The 15,804-nt window shown below is 61.0% G+C and carries 17 protein-coding genes; 8 read left to right on the forward strand and 9 right to left on the reverse strand.

The features are described 5' to 3' along the window. The first annotated feature begins 163 nt into the window (after nt 1-163). The 3 genes from fmt to truA are packed head-to-tail and all read left to right on the forward strand — an operon-like array spanning nt 164 to nt 2,484. The gene (gene fmt / locus ACO6TG_RS20120) at nt 164-1,102 is read left to right on the forward strand and encodes a methionyl-tRNA formyltransferase (protein WP_422374832.1); all 939 of its coding nucleotides are present in this window, start codon (nt 164-166) and stop codon (nt 1,100-1,102) included. A gap of 24 nt (nt 1,103-1,126) precedes the next feature. After that, a complete protein-coding gene (locus tag ACO6TG_RS20125; protein ID WP_422374833.1) occupies nt 1,127-1,663 on the forward strand; it encodes a GNAT family N-acetyltransferase in 537 nt (178 codons plus the stop codon). Next, complete coding sequence (truA, locus tag ACO6TG_RS20130; RefSeq protein WP_422374834.1) at nt 1,663-2,484, forward strand: tRNA pseudouridine(38-40) synthase TruA; 822 nt, start codon at nt 1,663-1,665, stop codon at nt 2,482-2,484. Before ACO6TG_RS20125 ends, truA begins: the two co-directional genes overlap by 1 nt. Before the next feature lie 6 nt (nt 2,485-2,490). On the opposite strand, the gene ACO6TG_RS20135 is transcribed toward truA, so the two are convergent. Further along, nucleotides 2,491-3,300 carry a substrate-binding periplasmic protein gene (locus ACO6TG_RS20135; RefSeq protein WP_422374835.1) on the reverse strand — a complete coding sequence of 270 codons (810 nt, stop codon included), beginning with the start codon at nt 3,298-3,300 and terminating at the stop codon, nt 2,491-2,493. Between the two features lie 48 nt (nt 3,301-3,348). Here ACO6TG_RS20135 and ACO6TG_RS20140 point away from each other — a divergent pair, with 48 nt between their 5' ends. Next, nucleotides 3,349-3,483 (forward strand): hypothetical protein, encoded by a 135-nt coding sequence (locus ACO6TG_RS20140; protein WP_422374836.1) that lies wholly within the window; start codon nt 3,349-3,351, stop codon nt 3,481-3,483. A 69-nt stretch (nt 3,484-3,552) separates the two neighbouring features. Here the strand turns inward: ACO6TG_RS20140 and ACO6TG_RS20145 are convergent, their stop codons facing one another. Next, nucleotides 3,553-4,386 carry a DUF2189 domain-containing protein gene (locus ACO6TG_RS20145; protein ID WP_422374837.1) on the reverse strand — a complete coding sequence of 278 codons (834 nt, stop codon included), beginning with the start codon at nt 4,384-4,386 and terminating at the stop codon, nt 3,553-3,555. Nucleotides 4,387-4,641: 255 nt separating this feature from the next. After that, nucleotides 4,642-6,825 carry a mechanosensitive ion channel domain-containing protein gene (locus tag ACO6TG_RS20150; protein WP_422374838.1) on the reverse strand — a complete coding sequence of 728 codons (2,184 nt, stop codon included), beginning with the start codon at nt 6,823-6,825 and terminating at the stop codon, nt 4,642-4,644. Nucleotides 6,826-7,110: 285 nt separating this feature from the next. On the opposite strand from ACO6TG_RS20150, the gene ACO6TG_RS20155 reads away from it, so the two are divergent. The 3 genes from ACO6TG_RS20155 to ACO6TG_RS20165 are packed head-to-tail and all read left to right on the forward strand — an operon-like array spanning nt 7,111 to nt 9,395. Beyond that, entirely contained in the window at nt 7,111-7,587 is a 477-nt protein-coding gene (locus ACO6TG_RS20155) for a DUF805 domain-containing protein (RefSeq protein ID WP_422374839.1), read from the forward strand. A 45-nt stretch (nt 7,588-7,632) separates the two neighbouring features. After that, a complete protein-coding gene (gene dapE, locus ACO6TG_RS20160) occupies nt 7,633-8,805 on the forward strand; it encodes a succinyl-diaminopimelate desuccinylase (RefSeq protein ID WP_422374840.1) in 1,173 nt (390 codons plus the stop codon). Further along, entirely contained in the window at nt 8,802-9,395 is a 594-nt protein-coding gene (locus ACO6TG_RS20165; protein ID WP_422374841.1) for a hypothetical protein, read from the forward strand. Before dapE ends, ACO6TG_RS20165 begins: the two co-directional genes overlap by 4 nt. A gap of 100 nt (nt 9,396-9,495) precedes the next feature. Here ACO6TG_RS20165 and dapD read toward each other — a convergent pair whose 3' ends face one another. Beyond that, nucleotides 9,496-10,347 carry a 2,3,4,5-tetrahydropyridine-2,6-dicarboxylate N-succinyltransferase gene (gene dapD / locus ACO6TG_RS20170; protein WP_422374842.1) on the reverse strand — a complete coding sequence of 284 codons (852 nt, stop codon included), beginning with the start codon at nt 10,345-10,347 and terminating at the stop codon, nt 9,496-9,498. 252 nt (nt 10,348-10,599) lie between these two features. On the opposite strand from dapD, the gene ACO6TG_RS20175 reads away from it, so the two are divergent. After that, the gene (locus ACO6TG_RS20175) at nt 10,600-11,505 is read left to right on the forward strand and encodes an EamA family transporter (RefSeq protein ID WP_422374843.1); all 906 of its coding nucleotides are present in this window, start codon (nt 10,600-10,602) and stop codon (nt 11,503-11,505) included. A gap of 16 nt (nt 11,506-11,521) precedes the next feature. Here ACO6TG_RS20175 and ACO6TG_RS20180 read toward each other — a convergent pair whose 3' ends face one another. From ACO6TG_RS20180 to ACO6TG_RS20200, 5 genes are read right to left on the reverse strand one after another with little or no spacing between them, the layout of a single operon-like run. Then, on the reverse strand, nt 11,522-12,457 hold the full coding sequence (locus tag ACO6TG_RS20180) for a 3-keto-5-aminohexanoate cleavage protein (protein ID WP_422374844.1): 936 nt from the start codon (nt 12,455-12,457) through the stop codon (nt 11,522-11,524). Between the two features lie 16 nt (nt 12,458-12,473). Continuing rightward, nucleotides 12,474-13,496: a branched-chain amino acid ABC transporter permease gene (locus tag ACO6TG_RS20185; protein WP_422374845.1), complete on the reverse strand. Its 1,023-nt coding sequence runs from the start codon at nt 13,494-13,496 to the stop codon at nt 12,474-12,476. Then, nucleotides 13,496-14,359 carry a branched-chain amino acid ABC transporter permease gene (locus ACO6TG_RS20190; protein ID WP_422374846.1) on the reverse strand — a complete coding sequence of 288 codons (864 nt, stop codon included), beginning with the start codon at nt 14,357-14,359 and terminating at the stop codon, nt 13,496-13,498. Before ACO6TG_RS20190 ends, ACO6TG_RS20185 begins: the two co-directional genes overlap by 1 nt. Before the next feature lies 1 nt (nt 14,360). After that, on the reverse strand, nt 14,361-15,065 hold the full coding sequence (locus ACO6TG_RS20195; RefSeq protein WP_422374847.1) for an ABC transporter ATP-binding protein: 705 nt from the start codon (nt 15,063-15,065) through the stop codon (nt 14,361-14,363). Beyond that, the gene (locus tag ACO6TG_RS20200) at nt 15,058-15,786 is read right to left on the reverse strand and encodes an ABC transporter ATP-binding protein (protein WP_422374848.1); all 729 of its coding nucleotides are present in this window, start codon (nt 15,784-15,786) and stop codon (nt 15,058-15,060) included. The genes ACO6TG_RS20195 and ACO6TG_RS20200 overlap by 8 nt, the downstream gene beginning before the upstream one ends. Nucleotides 15,787-15,804: the final 18 nt, after the last annotated feature.

The following is a 15,804-nucleotide window of genomic DNA, read 5'->3' on the forward strand; positions in this document are numbered from 1 at the left end:
TCTGAAGTCTGAAGCCCATCCTTCGAGACGGACCTGAAGGTCCTCCTCGGGATGACGTTTGTGTTTGTTGAGCGGTCTTCGTCAATCAACCGCATCATCCCCTTGCAAGCGGCCGCCCGAGACGCAATAAGGGGCCAAATCTCCCGAACCCTTCAGGAACCACATGTCTTTACGCGTTATCTTCATGGGCACCCCGGATTTCTCTGTGCCGACCCTGATGGAAATCGTCGGCCAGGGCCATGACGTGGTGGCCTGCTATTCGCAGCCGCCACGGCCGGCGGGCCGCGGCATGGACCTGAAGAAGTCACCTGTGCATGAAGCCGCCGAATCCTTCGGCATTCCGGTCTTCACGCCCAAGAGCCTGAAGGGCGAAGAGGAACAGGCTGCCTTCGCCGCACTGGAGGCGGATGTCGCCGTGGTGGTCGCCTACGGGCTGTTGTTGCCGAAGCCGGTTCTGGACGCCCCCGAATATGGCTGTCTGAACCTGCATGCCTCCATGCTGCCGCGCTGGCGCGGAGCAGCTCCGATCAACCGGGCGATCATGGCCGGTGACACGGAGACGGCGGTCCAGGTGATGCGCATGGAAGAGGGGCTCGACACCGGCCCTGTCTGCATGTCCGAAACGCTCGCCATCAGCGAGAACATGACCGCCGGTGAACTGCATGACCGCCTGGCGCCTCTGGGCGGAGACCTGATGGTGCGCGCGCTGGCGGCCCTCTCGCGCGGCGCGCTCGGCGAGCAGCCCCAGGCCGAAGAGGGCGTGACCTATGCCGCGAAGCTCTCCAAGCAGGAGACGCGTATCGACTGGTCGCAAACGGCCGGAGAGGTTCACAATCACATTCGCGGTCTGTCGCCGTTTCCGGGAGCCTGGTGCGAGATGCCGCTTGGCGGCAAGGCGGAACGGGTCAAGATCCTGCGCAGCGCGTTGGCAGACGGCGAGGGCGCTCCCGGCAGCGTGCTGGAGACCGGGGATGTGCCGGTGATCGCCTGTGGCGGCGGTGCCGTTCGTCTCGTTGAGGTGCAGCGGGCCGGCAAAAAACCGATGAGCGGTGCGGACTTCCTGCGCGGTGCGTCGCTTTCGGACGGCACGGTTCTGGACTAGTCTGGCTGCAGGAGACAAGGAAGAATGACTGTGACCGCCGTACCGAACCTCACCGTTCGCGATTTTGCACCTGCAGACCAAGATGCCGTCAGGCAACTGATCATCGCGGCGTTTCCCTCTGACCGGGAAGCCCGCCTGGTGCACACGCTGCGCCATTGCGGCGCGCTGGTACTGGAGCAGGTGGCGGTTGACGAGAGCGGGCGGATTGTCGGTCATGTGGCCTATAGCCGGGTGACCCCGGCCGCCGTCGGGCGCGGTCAGGCCATGCAGATTGCCTGCCTGGCGCCGGTGTCCGTCTGGCCGGAGTTGCAGCACAAGGGTGTCGGCACGACACTCACCCGCAACTCCCTGGAAAAGCTGAAGGAGTGTGGCGAGGAGCTGGTTCTTGTGCTGGGGCCACCCGCCTATTTTCCGCGTTTTGGTTTTGACGCCGATCTGGCGAAAAAGGTCCAGGGCCCCTATGCCGGCGGCGCCTTCATGGCGCTGGCCCTGTCGGAGGATTGTCTGCGCGATCTGCCCATCGAAGTCGCCTTTGCCACCCCGTTTGAAGATTTCGAATAATGCCCCGCTACAAGCTGACGGTGGAATATGACGGCCGGCCGTTCTGCGGCTGGCAGCGCCAGGCCAATGGCCCGTCGGTCCAGGCGGTGATCGAGCGCGCCATCAAGTCCTTCTCCGGGGAGGAAGTAACGATCGGTGGGGCCGGCCGTACGGACACGGGTGTGCACGCTACCGGTCAGGTCTGTCACATCGACCTGTCGAAACCCTGGCCGGCCAGAACCGTCATGGGGGCGATGAATTTTCATTGCCAGCCCGACCCGGTGGTGATCCTTGACGCTGAGGAAATGCACGAAGGCTTCGATGCCCGTTTTTCTGCCATTCGCCGCTCCTACCGGTACCGCATTCACAACCGTCTGCCGCCGCTGACCCACCAGCTCGGCCTTGCCTGGCACGTGAAGACGGACCTGGACGCGGAGGCCATGCATGCGGCCGCGCAGGAATTTGTCGGCCATCACGACTTCACCACGTTCCGCCATTCCCGCTGCCAGGCGAAAAGCCCGGAAAAGACGCTGGAAGACTTCCGGGTCTACCGCGACGGCGAATTCGTCATTGCCGAATGTTCCTCCCGCTCCTTCCTGCACAACCAGGTTCGATCCATGGTCGGCACGCTGCGCCTCGTGGGCGAGGGCAAGTGGGGCCCGGGCGACATCACGAAGGCTCTGGCCGCGCGCGACCGCAAGGCCTGCGGCCCCGTCGCACCTGCGGACGGGCTCTATCTCACGCGGGTGGACTACCGCCCGGCGGAGATGGACATTGAACTTCGGAAAGACTGGCAGGCGCGCAAGGCTGCGATGTCGACGGTGGATGACGGCGAGGTTTAGGTGCGATCAATCCGTGTGATGCTCCACGGCGCCGTCCTCTTCGCTCCAGTCCGCCAGGCCGTAACGGGCCATGATTGCGGTGACGCCGCCCTCTGCCTTGAATTGGCCCATGGTCCTGTCGAAATAGGCCGCCATCTTGTCAACGTCTTCGGCAAGAGCGGGTGCCGGTGAGAAGGCCATGTAGATCTTCGCATTGGAGACGCAACCGGCAGAGCGCACCTCCTTGTCCGCTCCCATGGTCCGAAGGATGTGCAAGGTGGTGTTGTAGGTGAACAGGAAGCTGTTGACCCGCCCGGCGCGCAGCATGTTGACGCTGTTCTGGATGTATTCGTCACTATAAGGCTGGACGAAGAACAGATCGGCCCTGTCCTCGATCAGGTTGTTCAACTCCTCGATGGACGTGTCCGAGGCCAGGCCCGTCAGGTGCCCTTCCAGCGACGGAACGCCCTCAAATTGCCAGGCACTGTCTTTCAGCACGAAAAAACACATGCTCTGAACGCCGACTTCCTGGTCCGGATAGACAAGATCGGGCGCTTCGGCCTTGGCCGGCGACAGCAGCGCGTGGGCGCGGCCGTTGCGGACATACTGGATGGCGCGGGACCAGGGATAGATGCTGATCACCGGTTCGTAGGGGCTCGATTTGAAGACATCCTCGACGATGTCGATTATGTAGCCGGGATCACTGGCCTGAGGGCAGATTTGCGGGCACCAGTCGATGGCGGCAATGTTGATGGGGATCCGGTCCGCGGCGAGGCCTTTGGCAGCCCACATCATGGCAATGCAGATCTGGGCCGTTATCAGGCAGACTAGTCTCATGAACCGCGCAACTCGTTTGATCGACAGAGATCAAAGTTTAGGCGGCGAATGTTGATAAACTCAATACTGGTGCCGCGTGTTGCCGAACGCGAAGACAAAGATCACGGGGATCTGCGGGCCGTGGCACTCGACGACCCGCCGGTGGAAACCTGCCGTTTCCTCCTGGCAGGACCTGAACTCTGACGGGCAGCACCGCTGTGGCCGGAAGCTCCGAGCATGGTAGCGCCGCCCGGAACGCCAGGGCAGTCTGCCTCAGTTGGCCGTCTCTTCCTCCGGGATCACCACGCATTTCTTGAAGAGATGCCAGGTCGTGTGGCCGAGGATCGGCAGGGTGACGATCAGGCCGAGGAAGGCCGGGGCCATGGACACGATCAAGACGGCGGTGACAACAATCGCCCAGCCGATCATCGGTACCGGCGAGGTCACAACCGCACGCACGCTGGTGATCATGGCGGTGATGAAGTCCCGGTCCTCTTCCAGCAGAAGCGGGAAGGAGATCACGGTCAGCGAAAACAGGATCAGGGACAGGATGGCGCCGACCACGTGTCCGACGGCCAGGAACATCAGGCCCTCCGGGGTGGAGACGACCTCCGTCAGGAATTCGTCGAAGGAGGCGAAGGAGCGGAAGCCCAGAAACAGCGCCAGCAGCAGGCGCACCTGATACATCCACATGATCTGGATGAAGAGCACCACAAAGGCCATCCAGGAAAGCTCCCGGCCTTTCTGGGCCCACATGGTGCCAAGGATGGTTGACCAGTTGAGGTCTTCTCCGCTGGCAAGGCGCCGGCTGACCTCATAGAGGCCAACAGCTGCAAAGGGGCCGATCAGAACGAAACCTGCGGCTGCCGGATAGGACAGATAGCTCATCTTCAGGGCGGCGGCGCTCAGGATCACGAACAGGCCACCCGCGGCGAACAGCCCGCCGATGACGAGACCATAGACCGGTGCCTTGCGGAAATCGGCAAGGCCGGCCGCCAGCGCATCAATAACATCGTTGGCCGTGATCTTGTTGACCTTGGGCATGGGCTTCAGCCCGCCATTGGCCGGTGTTCCGGTGGTTTCCGGAGCGGACGTTTCGTCACTCATCAGGCAGCTTCCTCCCAAAAGCCAGATTGCCCGTCTGCCTCAAGCAGACAGGCAATCTTAGGCATGGAAGGGGGGCGGACTCAATCGGGAGAAGGACTTACATGAAGCGGAGCAGGCATCCCTTCCACGCCGTCAATTCGCGGCGCGACAATGGGATCCATGCCTTTGCGATAACACGCAAAAGGACATGCGGTTGGTCGGGTCACGGCGTCATTGCCGGGTGAAGCCCGGCAATGACCAAGCTGAGAAATAACCTTACCCTCCGGCCGGTTTCGGCTCCGAAACCGCCGCGGCTGCGGCACCGGCGACGGCTTCCTTCTGCTTGTCGTCGAGAGTGACGTTGTCCGGAATGTTGACGCGCACCTCCTTGCGGGCAAACTGGATGCCGTTTTCCTCAAAGGCCTTCTGCACCCGCTTGTAGATCTCCTTGCGCACGCCGAACTGCTTGCCGGGCTTGGTGGTGAACTTGCCGCGCACCAGAATGCCGACATCGTCGACGCCCGTCACACCCTGACCCTTGAACGGCGCAAGAATGTCGTCCTGGAACTCCTCCATCTCCATGATCTCCTGACCGATCTTCTTGAAGAGCTTGCGCACCTTCTCGACATCGGTGTCGAATGGGACGGTGAACTGCAGCTTCATGATCACCCAGTCACGGGAGAGGTTGGTGAGATTTGAGATCTCACCATAGGGGACGATATGGACGGCGCCCTTGGTGCCACGCAGTTGCAGGGAGCGGATCGAAATTTTCTCGATTGTGCCCTGTGCGACCCCGGTACTGACGAATTCTCCCATCCGGAAAGCGTCATCCAGCAGAAAAAAGACCCCAGCGACGACATCTCGAACCAGAGTTTGAGCCCCGAAGCCGACTGCCAGACCAATCACACCGGCTCCTGCCAGAAGGGGCGTGATGTTGACGCCGAGCTGACTGAGCGCGAGCAATATAGTCAAGACGAGAATGGTGATCTGCAGGACAACACGGATCAGCGGCAGGATCGTTGCCATACGTGACTTGCCTGCGCCGCCCATTTCAGCGTCGTCATCTTGGGCCTGTGTGGGTGGGGAATCCTTGGCGAGCTGGTGCGACACCCACAGATTGGTGACTTCCCAAGCCAGATAGCCGGCGGCGAGGATCAAGAGAAAAACAACCGAGTTTCGAGCAACGGCAGAGCCGTCATCGGCGCCGAGCGCTAAAAGATTGAGACCGTAGATACGACCAACCATCAAGACAAGGAATGCAAGCAGCGCAACACGGGCGATGCGGACATAGCTGTGACGGGTCTGCAGGTGAGCCGCCTCGGCAACCGGGCCTTCGCCCTGCATCGGCGGCACGATGTGGGAAACGATGCCGCGCACCATCGTGTCCAGAAACGGTGCGAACACCACCAGTGCAATCACGCCAAGCGACCGTCCGGCGGTCAGGGCTTCAATGCCCATGCTGGCGGTCATCTGGATCAAAAGCCAATTGAAGGCGATGAAGGCCATGGAAAAATAGGGCCAGAACAGCGCCATACGTTCCAGCCCTGACGTAGGGTCGTTTTCGTCGCCGAGAATGATACTGGTGAGACCGTGGCGCGCTCGCCAGATCACGGCAATTATCCAAGCGTTGATGGCGAGGCCCGCGAAAAAACGAAATGCACCATTGGACCCGTCTCCGGCGGCGATCATGATGCTGTTCAGGACAAAGGCCACTCCGATCACAGCAAAAAGAGTGGTGAAACTCCGGTAGAGCGACTTTGCAGTCGCGTCGTCCGCGGTCACAAGGCGCAACTCGCGCCGGTGCGGCGCGAGAGCAAAGCGCAACAGTGCAGCGACCAGACGCGGCATGACGACAAGCCAGAAGACAGACTGGAGAGCGAAGGATCGCGTCACTGGGTCAATGACGGCAATGCGCCCGACGATTACTGCGACGATGGCGAAAACGATCAAGCCACCAAGATCCAATCCAGCGCGGGTGGAAACGAGTTTGACGGTTTCAAACAGGTTTTCCGGTTTCTGGCTCTGGATCTTGTCCCGTTTCGCGGCAAAAACCCGATTGACGAGAAACTCGGCGGCAAAACCGACGGCGAGGATCAGGGCAACGGAAACCAGCAGAATATGAATGGGGCCGGCCACGCTGCCCACAATCAAGGCACTGATACCAGCAAACATCCCGGTGAACATTGTCGGCAAGTTCAGGAAGTGACCGACTATCATGGTCACGAACCGGCTGAAGGCCTCCTGAACCTGAGCGAGAAAGCCTGGTCCCTCGACAACAACGCCACCGGAATCGCCTCGCGCCGCTGCCCCTTGTTGCAGCAGGGTCATCAGATCCGTCAGGGCTTTGACCTGTTCCGGATCGAGATCGGAGACCAGCTGTTCCATAGCTTCCGGTTGCAATTCCGGCGGCAGCTGGGTGGTGGTGTCCTGAGCCTGGGCGGTCAGGGGGATAATCAGCAAGATGCTTAGAAAAAGAGTGTATGCACAGGTAATTAGTCTTGTCTTCCAGGCACCGGTCATCTGCGAGCCCCTCGATGGTGGTGAACTGTTGTGCGCAGGATAGACCTGCCTCTGATGCAAAATCCATAAAAATTACCCAGCGTTATAAAATCGCCGGGTTGCAATTGAACACCCTGTTAGTCCTGCAGAAGGCGACCGTCGTGATGACAAGTGCATGACAAAGCTTGATCCGGCCCGCTTATGCGTCTACCTCCATGACCGAAACCACTATAAAGAGCGGGATGTATGAGTACCCCTCCAAGAGATGCGAATATTGCCCCGGGTCCGGTCTGGGCCCTGTTGAGCCCACTCGGCCGCATGGGCCGCGAACCCTATTGGCTGTGTTTCGCCTTCATCCTGGTGTTGACGGGCATTGTGATCAATTACTGGTTCTCGCCGATGCTGGATGCCTTCTCGGCTTCCCTGGGCTCCCAGGCTGTGACGCCCGATACGCTTGACCCGGAGGCCCTGCGTCTGGAAATCGCGATGAATGCGGAACAGCTGCAGTCCAATCCGATGTTTGCCATTACGTTTTTTGTACTGGAGTTGCTGCCGCTCGGAATGCTGATCAAGCGGCTGCACGATATCGGTCACAGCGGCTTCTTCGCATTGCTGATTTTCGTACCCGTTCTGGGATTCATCATGCTGATTTTCCTGGGGTTCGCTCCGAGCCAGGCCCAGCCGAACCGCCACGGTCCGCTGCCAAACAGCTTCTGGCGTTAACGCACTTCACCGGCTCCCGCCCAGGAACAAGACAAGAGACCCTCCATGACCGCTTCCGCCGTTTCGATTACCCAGGACCTGATCCGCTGCCCGTCGGTGACGCCGGCAGAAGGCGGCGCGCTTCAAACGCTTGAGACGCTGCTGGGCAAGGCAGGCTTTGACGTGTCGCGCGTGACCTTCCAGGACACCGATACGCCGGACGTTGAAAACCTGTTCGCCTCCATTGGTTCCGGAGCGCCGCATTTTGTCTTCGCCGGACACACCGATGTGGTTCCGGCCGGTGCCGAAGCTGACTGGCGCCACGGACCGTTCCAGGCCGAAATCGAGGACGGCATGCTCTACGGCCGGGGCGCGGTCGACATGAAGGGCGGTGTTGCCGCCTTCGCCGCGGCGGCGCTTGATTTCGTCAGTGACAAGGGCACCGGCTTTGGCGGCACCATTTCCTTCCTGATCACCGGTGACGAGGAAGGCCCGGCCGTCAACGGCACGGTCAAGCTGCTGGACTGGGCCGAGAAGCAGGGGCACACCTTTGATGCCTGTATCGTCGGCGAACCGACCAATCCGGACGCGCTGGGTGATGCGATCAAGGTCGGCCGCAGAGGTTCGCTCTCGGGAACGGTCACGGTTGAAGGCGTCCAGGGCCATGCGGCCTATCCGCATCTGGCCGACAATCCGATCCCGGGGCTGGTGCGTCTGCTGGCGGCGCTGGACGCGCTGAAGCTGGATGACGGCAACGAGCGGTTCCAGCCCTCCAACCTGGAAGTGGTTTCCGTTGATGTCGGCAATCCGGCCTTCAATGTCATTCCCGCGCGCTGCGAAGCCCGGTTCAACATTCGCTATAATGACGCGTGGACGCTGGACAGCCTGAAGAACAAGGTTACGGAGACGCTGCAGGCGGTTGACCTGGGCGCGCTCACGCTTGGTCTGGAGTTCAAGCGTGACGCCAGCGAATCCTTCCTCACCAGGGACGAGACGCTGATCAGGGCGCTGTCGGCCGCCGTTGCCGAGGAGACAGGCCGTGTGCCGGAACTCTCGACCGGTGGCGGCACCTCCGATGCGCGCTTCATCAAGAATTATTGCCCTGTCGTGGAGTTCGGCCTGGTCGGTCAAACCATGCACAAGGTTGACGAATGTGTCGCGGTTGCCGATCTGGACCGACTCAAGGCAATCTACAGACGGTTCCTGGACAGCTATTTTTCTGGAGCGAACGGCATTTGATCAGTTTGGGCGAAATCCGCGCAGCGCTTGACGGGTCCTGGCTGCTACTTCGCAATCGACCGGAGGGCATGGCCTTTTTCGATCAGTCGATCCAGGGCTTCTGGCGATCCTTTGCGGTGGTCTTCCTGCTGCTGCCGGTCTTTCTGGCCGGTGGCCAGGCCGAGAAAAAACTCTATTTCAGCGAGAATCTCTTTCATCCGGACGCCTTTCCGAATGACAGTTTCTGGTTTGCGCAAGCGGTGGGGCTCGGGATCGACTGGCTGGCACTTCCGGTGCTTCTGGCCATCGTGGCGGTTCCGATCGGGGTGTCGAACCGCTATGTGCCCTTCATCGTTGCCCGCAACTGGACCAGCCTCCTGGCCTCCATACCCTATCTGATCACCTATCTTCTGTTCCTGCTCGGCGTCATCAGCCCGGGCATTACCATTCTGCTGTCGCTGACCTGCCTCGTCGTTGTGGTCTGGTACCGCTACCAGGTGGCCCGCATCGCGCTGCAGTCCACCGTGAGTGTCACGGTCGGCGTCGTTGTGCTCGATGTGCTTCTGACCCTGGTGATCGCCCAGATCGTCGGTCAGATGTGGGGCACCTGACAGGGAATTACCAACGCTGCAGAGTGAAACGCACGCTGCACCAGACAGCAAAAACCTCGCCCGATTGGGCGGGGTTTTTTATTCGAGCTGTCGTGGTGCGTCAGTCGCGCAGCAACTCGTTGATGCCGGTCTTGGAGCGGGTTTTCTCGTCGACCGTCTTCACGATCACGGCGCAGTAAAGGTTCGGAGCCGGTTCGCCGTTGCCCATCTTGGAGGCGGTCGGCATGGAACCGGCCACAACCACAGAATAGGGCGGGACTTCGCCATAGGTAATTTCGCCAGTCATCCGGTTCACGATCCGGGTCGACTGGCCGATGAAGACGCCCATGCCGAGCACCGAGCCTTCACGCACGATGCAGCCTTCGACCACTTCGGAGCGGGCACCGATGAAGCAGTTGTCCTCGATGATCACCGGACCGGCCTGGAGCGGTTCCAGAACGCCGCCGATGCCGACGCCGCCGCTGAGATGCACGTTCTTGCCGATCTGTGCACAGGAGCCGACAGTGGCCCATGTGTCGACCATGGAGCCTTCATCGACATAGGCGCCGAGATTGACGAAAGACGGCATCAGCACCACCCCCTTGCCGATAAAGGCCGAGCGGCGCACGGTGCAGTTCGGCACGGCGCGGAAACCGGCTTCCTCGAAATTGACACCGCCCCAGCCGTCAAACTTGGATGGAACCTTGTCCCACCAGACGGCATCGCCGGGTCCGCCCTTGATTACGTCCATCGGGTTGAGACGGAAGGACAAAAGCACGGCCTTCTTGGCCCATTGGTTGACGACCCAGTCGCCGTCTTTTTTCTCGGCAACGCGCAGCTCACCCCGGTCCAGGAGGTTCAACGTTGTTTCCACCGCATCCCGGACGTCGCCGGTGGTGCTGGTGTCGATGGCGGCACGGTCTTCAAAAGCCGCATCGATGGTCTTGGACAGGGCAGCGAGATCTTGGGTCATCTGACAGAGGGTCTCCAGGCGTTAACTTGTCTGGCGCGGACCTAAGCCGCCGGACGCGGCCCTGTCAAGCGCACAAGGACCGGCAGCTGTCGCATAGCCGTCACCGCGCAAGGGAGCGTTTGCGAGAGGGGCAGGGCTGTCGGTCTCCGTCCGATGAGAAAAAATAAACAGTCAGATGCAGTTTAAGCAGTGTTCTGAAGGATGGTTTTCTGAAAGCATGAAGTCAGATCAATAAAAACAGGAGTGGTCCCGGTGGAGCTGTGGATCCCGATCACCATTGCGGCAGCCTTTTGCCAGAACCTGCGCTCGGCCTTGCAGAAACATCTCAAGGGCCAGCTGGGAACGACAGGGGCGACCTTTGTCCGTTTCGGCTATGGCGTACCCTTCGCCTTTCTCTATGCCGCGGTGCTGCATCTGGTCTTCGGATATGCGCTGCCGGAGCCGAATGTGCGCATGGTTGCCGCCGGAGCCTTTGGCGGTCTGATGCAGATCCTGGGCACTTTCCTGCTGATCCATCTTTTCTCCTTCCGCAATTTTGCGGTCGGCACCGCCTATTCGAAAACCGAGCCGATCCAGGCAGCGCTCTTCGGCTTTGTGGTTCTGGGCGAGCAGATCACACTGGCTGCCGGCCTGTTCATCCTGATCGGGATCATCGGCGTCGTTGTGATCTCGCTGGCGCGGGTCCCGCTCAGCGCATCGGCCATCAGATCGTCGCTGATGGGCCGCCCGGCGCTGATCGGCCTGGCTTCGGCTGCCGCCTTCGGGGCGTCGGCGGTTGCCTATCGCACAGCCACGCTGTCCCTGGAAGGGACGGGCGTGCCGATGCAGGCGGCCTATGCGCTGGTCTATGCGACGCTGTTCCAGACAATTGTCATGGCCGGCTGGATGGCAGCCCGTGAACCGGATCAGCTGCGTGCCAGCCTAAAGGCCTGGCGGGCTGCCATTTGGGTCGGGGCCGCGGGTGTGGCAGGGTCAATCGGCTGGTTCACCGCCATGACCCTGCAAAACGTTGCCTATGTGCGCGCGCTCGCCCAGATCGAACTGGTCTTCACCTTCCTGGCCTCCTGGCTGGTGTTCAAGGAAGTGATCGTGCGCTCCGAAATCTTCGGATGCGTGCTGATCGTGGCGGCGGTGATCGGGGTGATCCTGCTCAGTTGACGTTGCAAGGCCGGTTCTAGAAGGCGACCCGGTCGCCGCCTTTCAGGTCGAGGATTTCCCTCGCCTCGTCAGGGGTTGCCACCTCGCTGCCGAGCTCTTCGACGATCCGGCGGATCTTGGCGACCTGCTGGGCGTTGGAGTCGGCAAGCTGCCCCCGGCTGATGAAAAGGCTGTCCTCCAGCCCGACGCGGACGTTGCCGCCCATCTGGCTGGCAGTCGTTGCCAGCGGGATCTGGACGTTGCCGGCTGCGAGCACCGACCAGCGATAGGCATCGCCAAAAAGCTTGTCTGCGGTTTTTTTCATGAAGACCAGATTGTCGATATCCGCCCCGATCCCGCCCAGGATCCCCATGACGAACTGGATGAAGACCGGTGCCTTGAAGAGGCCCGTGTCCATGCAGAATTTCAGATTGTAGAGATGACCGACATCATAACACTCGTGCTCGAACTTGATGTCGTGCGGCGCGAGGGTTTCGGCAGCTTCACGAATGTCCCTGAATGTGTTGCGGAAGATGTTGCCATCGGAATTGGCGACATAGTCCTTTTCCCAGTCGAACTTCCAGTCGTCATAGCGTTTTGCCAGCGGGTGAAACGAGAAGTTCATGCTGCCCATGTTCATCGAGCACATTTCCGCGCTGAACGTGGCGGCCGGACGAATGCGGTCCTGGATCGACAGGGTCAGAGAGCCGCCGGTCGATATGTTGATGACTGCATCACTTGCCTGTTTGATCCGCGGCAGGAAGGGGGCGAAATCGTTCGGGTCGACCGAGGGCGCGCCGGTCTCGTTGTTGCGGGCATGCAGGTGCAGGATCGACGCACCGGCCTCGGCAGCTTCGATCGCCTGGCTGGCAATGTCGTCATAGGTATAGGGCAAGGCATCTGACATGGTCGGGGTGTGAATGGCCCCGGTGACCGCGCAGGTGATGATGGTCTTGTTGCGTGTGCGGGCCATGGCCGCCTCCCGATTTTCAAGTCTTGTTTTTGATGACCCGCCGAGCCAGCGGGAACAGTTCCAGTCCTGAGCGCTCCCGGAAGGTGCCCCAAAGCCCTTTTGGCGCTTTCAGCATCACCGCAATGGCCACAACGCCCAGGATCAGCAGGTAGGTCGTGCCGAGGTCGGAGAGCGTTTCGCGCAAGAGGAAAAACAGGATCACGCCGATGATCGGACCTTCCAGGGTGCCGATGCCGCCAATCACGACGATGAAGATGACAAAGGCCGTCCAGTCATTGACGCTGAAGGCGGCATCCGGTGAGATCCGCAGCTTTTGCAGGAAGATCAGGGCGCCGGTCATCGCGGTCAGACCGGCAGTGATGACATAGACCACAAATTTGGTCCGCCAGATGTCGATGCCGAAACTTTGCGAAGCCAGCTCGCTGTCGCGGATGGCCGTCAGGGCGAGGCCGTTGCGGGAGCGCAGCAGGGCGTAGATCACGCACAAGACCAGGACTGCCATGCCCAGGGCGAGCCAGTAGGTGGTCGCTTCACGCATGGATCGACTGGAGGCCATTTCCTTCACGATCGTCACCGGCAGGCTTGTGCCGGAGCCGCCACCAAGCGCCGAGACTTGCGCAAAGGACAGGCGGAAGACCTCGGCAATGACCCAGGTGCCAATGGCAAAATAGGCCCCGCGCAAACGGAAAATGAGCAGTGCGACCGGCACCGCGACGACAACACCGAGAACGCCGGCAAGCGGTATGGCGACCAGCGGAGACACGCCGGCAAAAATGGCAAGCGCGAACAGCATGTACCCGCCGAAGCCGACAAAGGCCTGCTGACCGACGGAGACCAGTCCTGCGTATCCTGCCAGGAGGTTCCAGAGACAGGCCAGCGACAGGTAGAGGAACATTTCGCTGAGCAGGCGCATGTCGGCCCGGCCCGCCCACCAGGGCGCCGCGATCAGGCCGACCAGGACAAGAGCTCCGACAAGCGCGGCTGTCCGGCTGGCCTTCGAGGTGCGGGAGATGGAATAGGTTTTCTGCGAGATGGTCATCAGTCGATCCTGGGAAACAGGCCGCGCGGGCGGACAGCGAGCACGATGAGGAAGGCAATGTGACCGGCCAGGAGCTGCCATCCCGGATTGATCTGGGCACCGATGTTCTGGCTGACACCCAGAATGATGCCGCCGATCAGCGTTCCCCAGAGATTACCGAGCCCCCCGATGATCACGGCTTCGAACCCGAAGATGAGGCGGCCCGGGCCGATGGAAGGATCGAAACTGGTCCGGATGCCCAGGAAAACACCGGCAAGGCCAACCACTGCCAGCGATAGGGCCATGGCGAGGCCGAACACATGGGCCTTGTTCAGCCCCATCAGCTGCGCGATGTCCTGCTTGTCGGAGACGGCCCGGAAGGCCCGCCCGAGGGCCGAGCGATAAAAGATCCATTGCAGCCCGGCGATCACGGCGACAGCCACTACGAACATCAGAAGCGGCAGCACGCCGACATTGAGGCCGCCCGGGACTGCAAGGCTTGCGGTTTCCAATGCACCGGCACTCATCTTTTGAGGGTCGGCGCTGTAGATTTCCAGCAGACCGTTCTGGATGATGACGGAGAGCCCGAAGGTCACCAGCAGCGGCGGCAGGATGTCGTCGCCAAGGGTCTGGTTCAGGATGCCTCGCTGAAGCACATAGCCGATCCCTGCCATGATCGGCACGACGACAACAAGGGCAAGCAGCGGGGAAAGACCGAGGGTGGTCGTGATTGTCAGACCGAGAAAGGCGGCCAGCACGATGAAGTCGCCATGGGCAATGTTGACCAGGCGCATGACACCGAAAATAAGCGACAGTCCGGCGGCGAAGAGCGCATAAAGCCCACCGAGCAGAACGCCCTGAAGGATGGCATTGATCCAGTCCATCTTAAACTCCGAAATAGGCTGCGCTGATAGCGTCGCGGGTGAGTTCGTCGGGGCGACCTTGAAGCGAAATGCGGCCTTCCTGCAGGCAGTAGACCCGATCCGAGACACTCACCGCCTTGGCAATGTCCTGTTCCACGATGATCGCGCTCATGCCTTCGCCGATGATGGCGGGCAGGGCCTCGTAAATGGACTTGATGACAATCGGTGCGAGGCCGAGGCTGATTTCGTCGAACAGCAGAATGTCCGGGTTGGACATCAGCGCGCGGCCGATGGCGACCATCTGCTGCTGACCGCCGGACAGGGCCGTGGCCGGATGGTGTCGGCGCTCCTTTAGGATCGGAAACAGTTCGCAGACCGCATTCAGGGACCAGGGGCCCTTCCGCCCCATCTGACCGCCGATCAGAAGATTTTCCTCTACCGACAGGGACTGGAACAGCTGCCGCCCTTCCGGCACCATGGCGATGCCGAGATGGGCCACCTGGTCGGCTCTCAGCGCGCCGATGCTCTGCTCTTTCCAGATCACCATGTCGGGCCTGTTGCGGATCAGGCCGGTGATGGAACGCATCAGGGTGGTCTTGCCGGCGCCGTTGGCGCCGATGATCGCGACGACCTCTTCCGGGAAAATGTCGATGGAGACCCCGAACAGCGCCTGGAAGTCTCCGTAATGGGCCTCCAGTCCGCGGGTGGCAAGCAACGGCTCAGGCATCGGCGTCCACCCCCATGTAGATTTCCTGGACCGCCTGACTGGCCATTGTTTCCTTCGGGTCGCCGTCGGCGATCTTGCGGCCGAAATCGATCACGATCAGCCGGTCGACGACCGACAGGAGGGCATGCACGATGTGTTCGATCCAGATGATCGACAGGCCGGTCTTGCGAATGGTGTTGATGGTGGCGACCAGCTCATGACATTCGCGTTCGGTCAGGCCGCCGGCAATCTCGTCGAGAAGCAGGACCCTGGGCCGGGCGCAGAGCGCGCGTGCCAGTTCCAGCCGCTTGCGGCCGAGCAGGGTCAGTTTGCCGGCCGTTTCGTTGGCCTTGTCGATGAGGCCTGTGAGTTCGAGCATTTCCAGACAATGATCATTGGCCTCCGCCAGCGATCCCGTCGCGCCATGCGTGGCGGCGACCAGCGTGTTTTCAAAGACACTCATGCCGGCAAAAGGCTGGGGGATCTGGAAGGAACGCGCGATGCCGCCCCGGCATCGTCTTGCCGCGGACCAACGCGTGATGTCGTTGCCCCTGAGGCGGATCTCTCCGCTATCTGCGCGGATCGTACCGGTGATCAGGTTGAACATCGATGTCTTGCCCGCCCCGTTTGGTCCGATCACGCCGAGCGCCTCACCCTCGCCAAGCCGGTAGCTCAGCTGGTCGGCAACAGTGATCGCGCCATAGGTCTTGGAAACGCCGGAAAGTTCGAGAACAGCAGTCATGAAAACCTTCACGTCTGT

The sequence above is a fragment of the Roseibium sp. genome (assembly GCF_965233565.1).
In the GTDB taxonomy this organism is placed as follows: Bacteria; Pseudomonadota; Alphaproteobacteria; order Rhizobiales; family Stappiaceae; genus Roseibium.

What these genes read in the sequence shown, in the direction of transcription:
- fmt (WP_422374832.1), top strand. Translation starts at nt 164, where the DNA reads ATGTCTTTACGCGTTATCTTCATGGGCACCCCGGATTTCTCTGTGCCG.
- ACO6TG_RS20125 (WP_422374833.1), top strand. Translation starts at nt 1,127, where the DNA reads ATGACTGTGACCGCCGTACCGAACCTCACCGTTCGCGATTTTGCACCT.
- truA (WP_422374834.1), top strand. Translation starts at nt 1,663, where the DNA reads ATGCCCCGCTACAAGCTGACGGTGGAATATGACGGCCGGCCGTTCTGC.
- ACO6TG_RS20135 (WP_422374835.1), bottom strand. Translation starts at nt 3,300, where the DNA reads ATGAGACTAGTCTGCCTGATAACGGCCCAGATCTGCATTGCCATGATG.
- ACO6TG_RS20140 (WP_422374836.1), top strand. Translation starts at nt 3,349, where the DNA reads ATGTTGATAAACTCAATACTGGTGCCGCGTGTTGCCGAACGCGAAGAC.
- ACO6TG_RS20145 (WP_422374837.1), bottom strand. Translation starts at nt 4,386, where the DNA reads ATGAGTGACGAAACGTCCGCTCCGGAAACCACCGGAACACCGGCCAAT.
- ACO6TG_RS20155 (WP_422374839.1), top strand. Translation starts at nt 7,111, where the DNA reads ATGAGTACCCCTCCAAGAGATGCGAATATTGCCCCGGGTCCGGTCTGG.
- dapE (WP_422374840.1), top strand. Translation starts at nt 7,633, where the DNA reads ATGACCGCTTCCGCCGTTTCGATTACCCAGGACCTGATCCGCTGCCCG.
- dapD (WP_422374842.1), bottom strand. Translation starts at nt 10,347, where the DNA reads ATGACCCAAGATCTCGCTGCCCTGTCCAAGACCATCGATGCGGCTTTT.
- ACO6TG_RS20180 (WP_422374844.1), bottom strand. Translation starts at nt 12,457, where the DNA reads ATGGCCCGCACACGCAACAAGACCATCATCACCTGCGCGGTCACCGGG.
- ACO6TG_RS20185 (WP_422374845.1), bottom strand. Translation starts at nt 13,496, where the DNA reads ATGACCATCTCGCAGAAAACCTATTCCATCTCCCGCACCTCGAAGGCC.
- ACO6TG_RS20190 (WP_422374846.1), bottom strand. Translation starts at nt 14,359, where the DNA reads ATGGACTGGATCAATGCCATCCTTCAGGGCGTTCTGCTCGGTGGGCTT.
- ACO6TG_RS20195 (WP_422374847.1), bottom strand. Translation starts at nt 15,065, where the DNA reads ATGCCTGAGCCGTTGCTTGCCACCCGCGGACTGGAGGCCCATTACGGA.
- ACO6TG_RS20200 (WP_422374848.1), bottom strand. Translation starts at nt 15,786, where the DNA reads ATGACTGCTGTTCTCGAACTTTCCGGCGTTTCCAAGACCTATGGCGCG.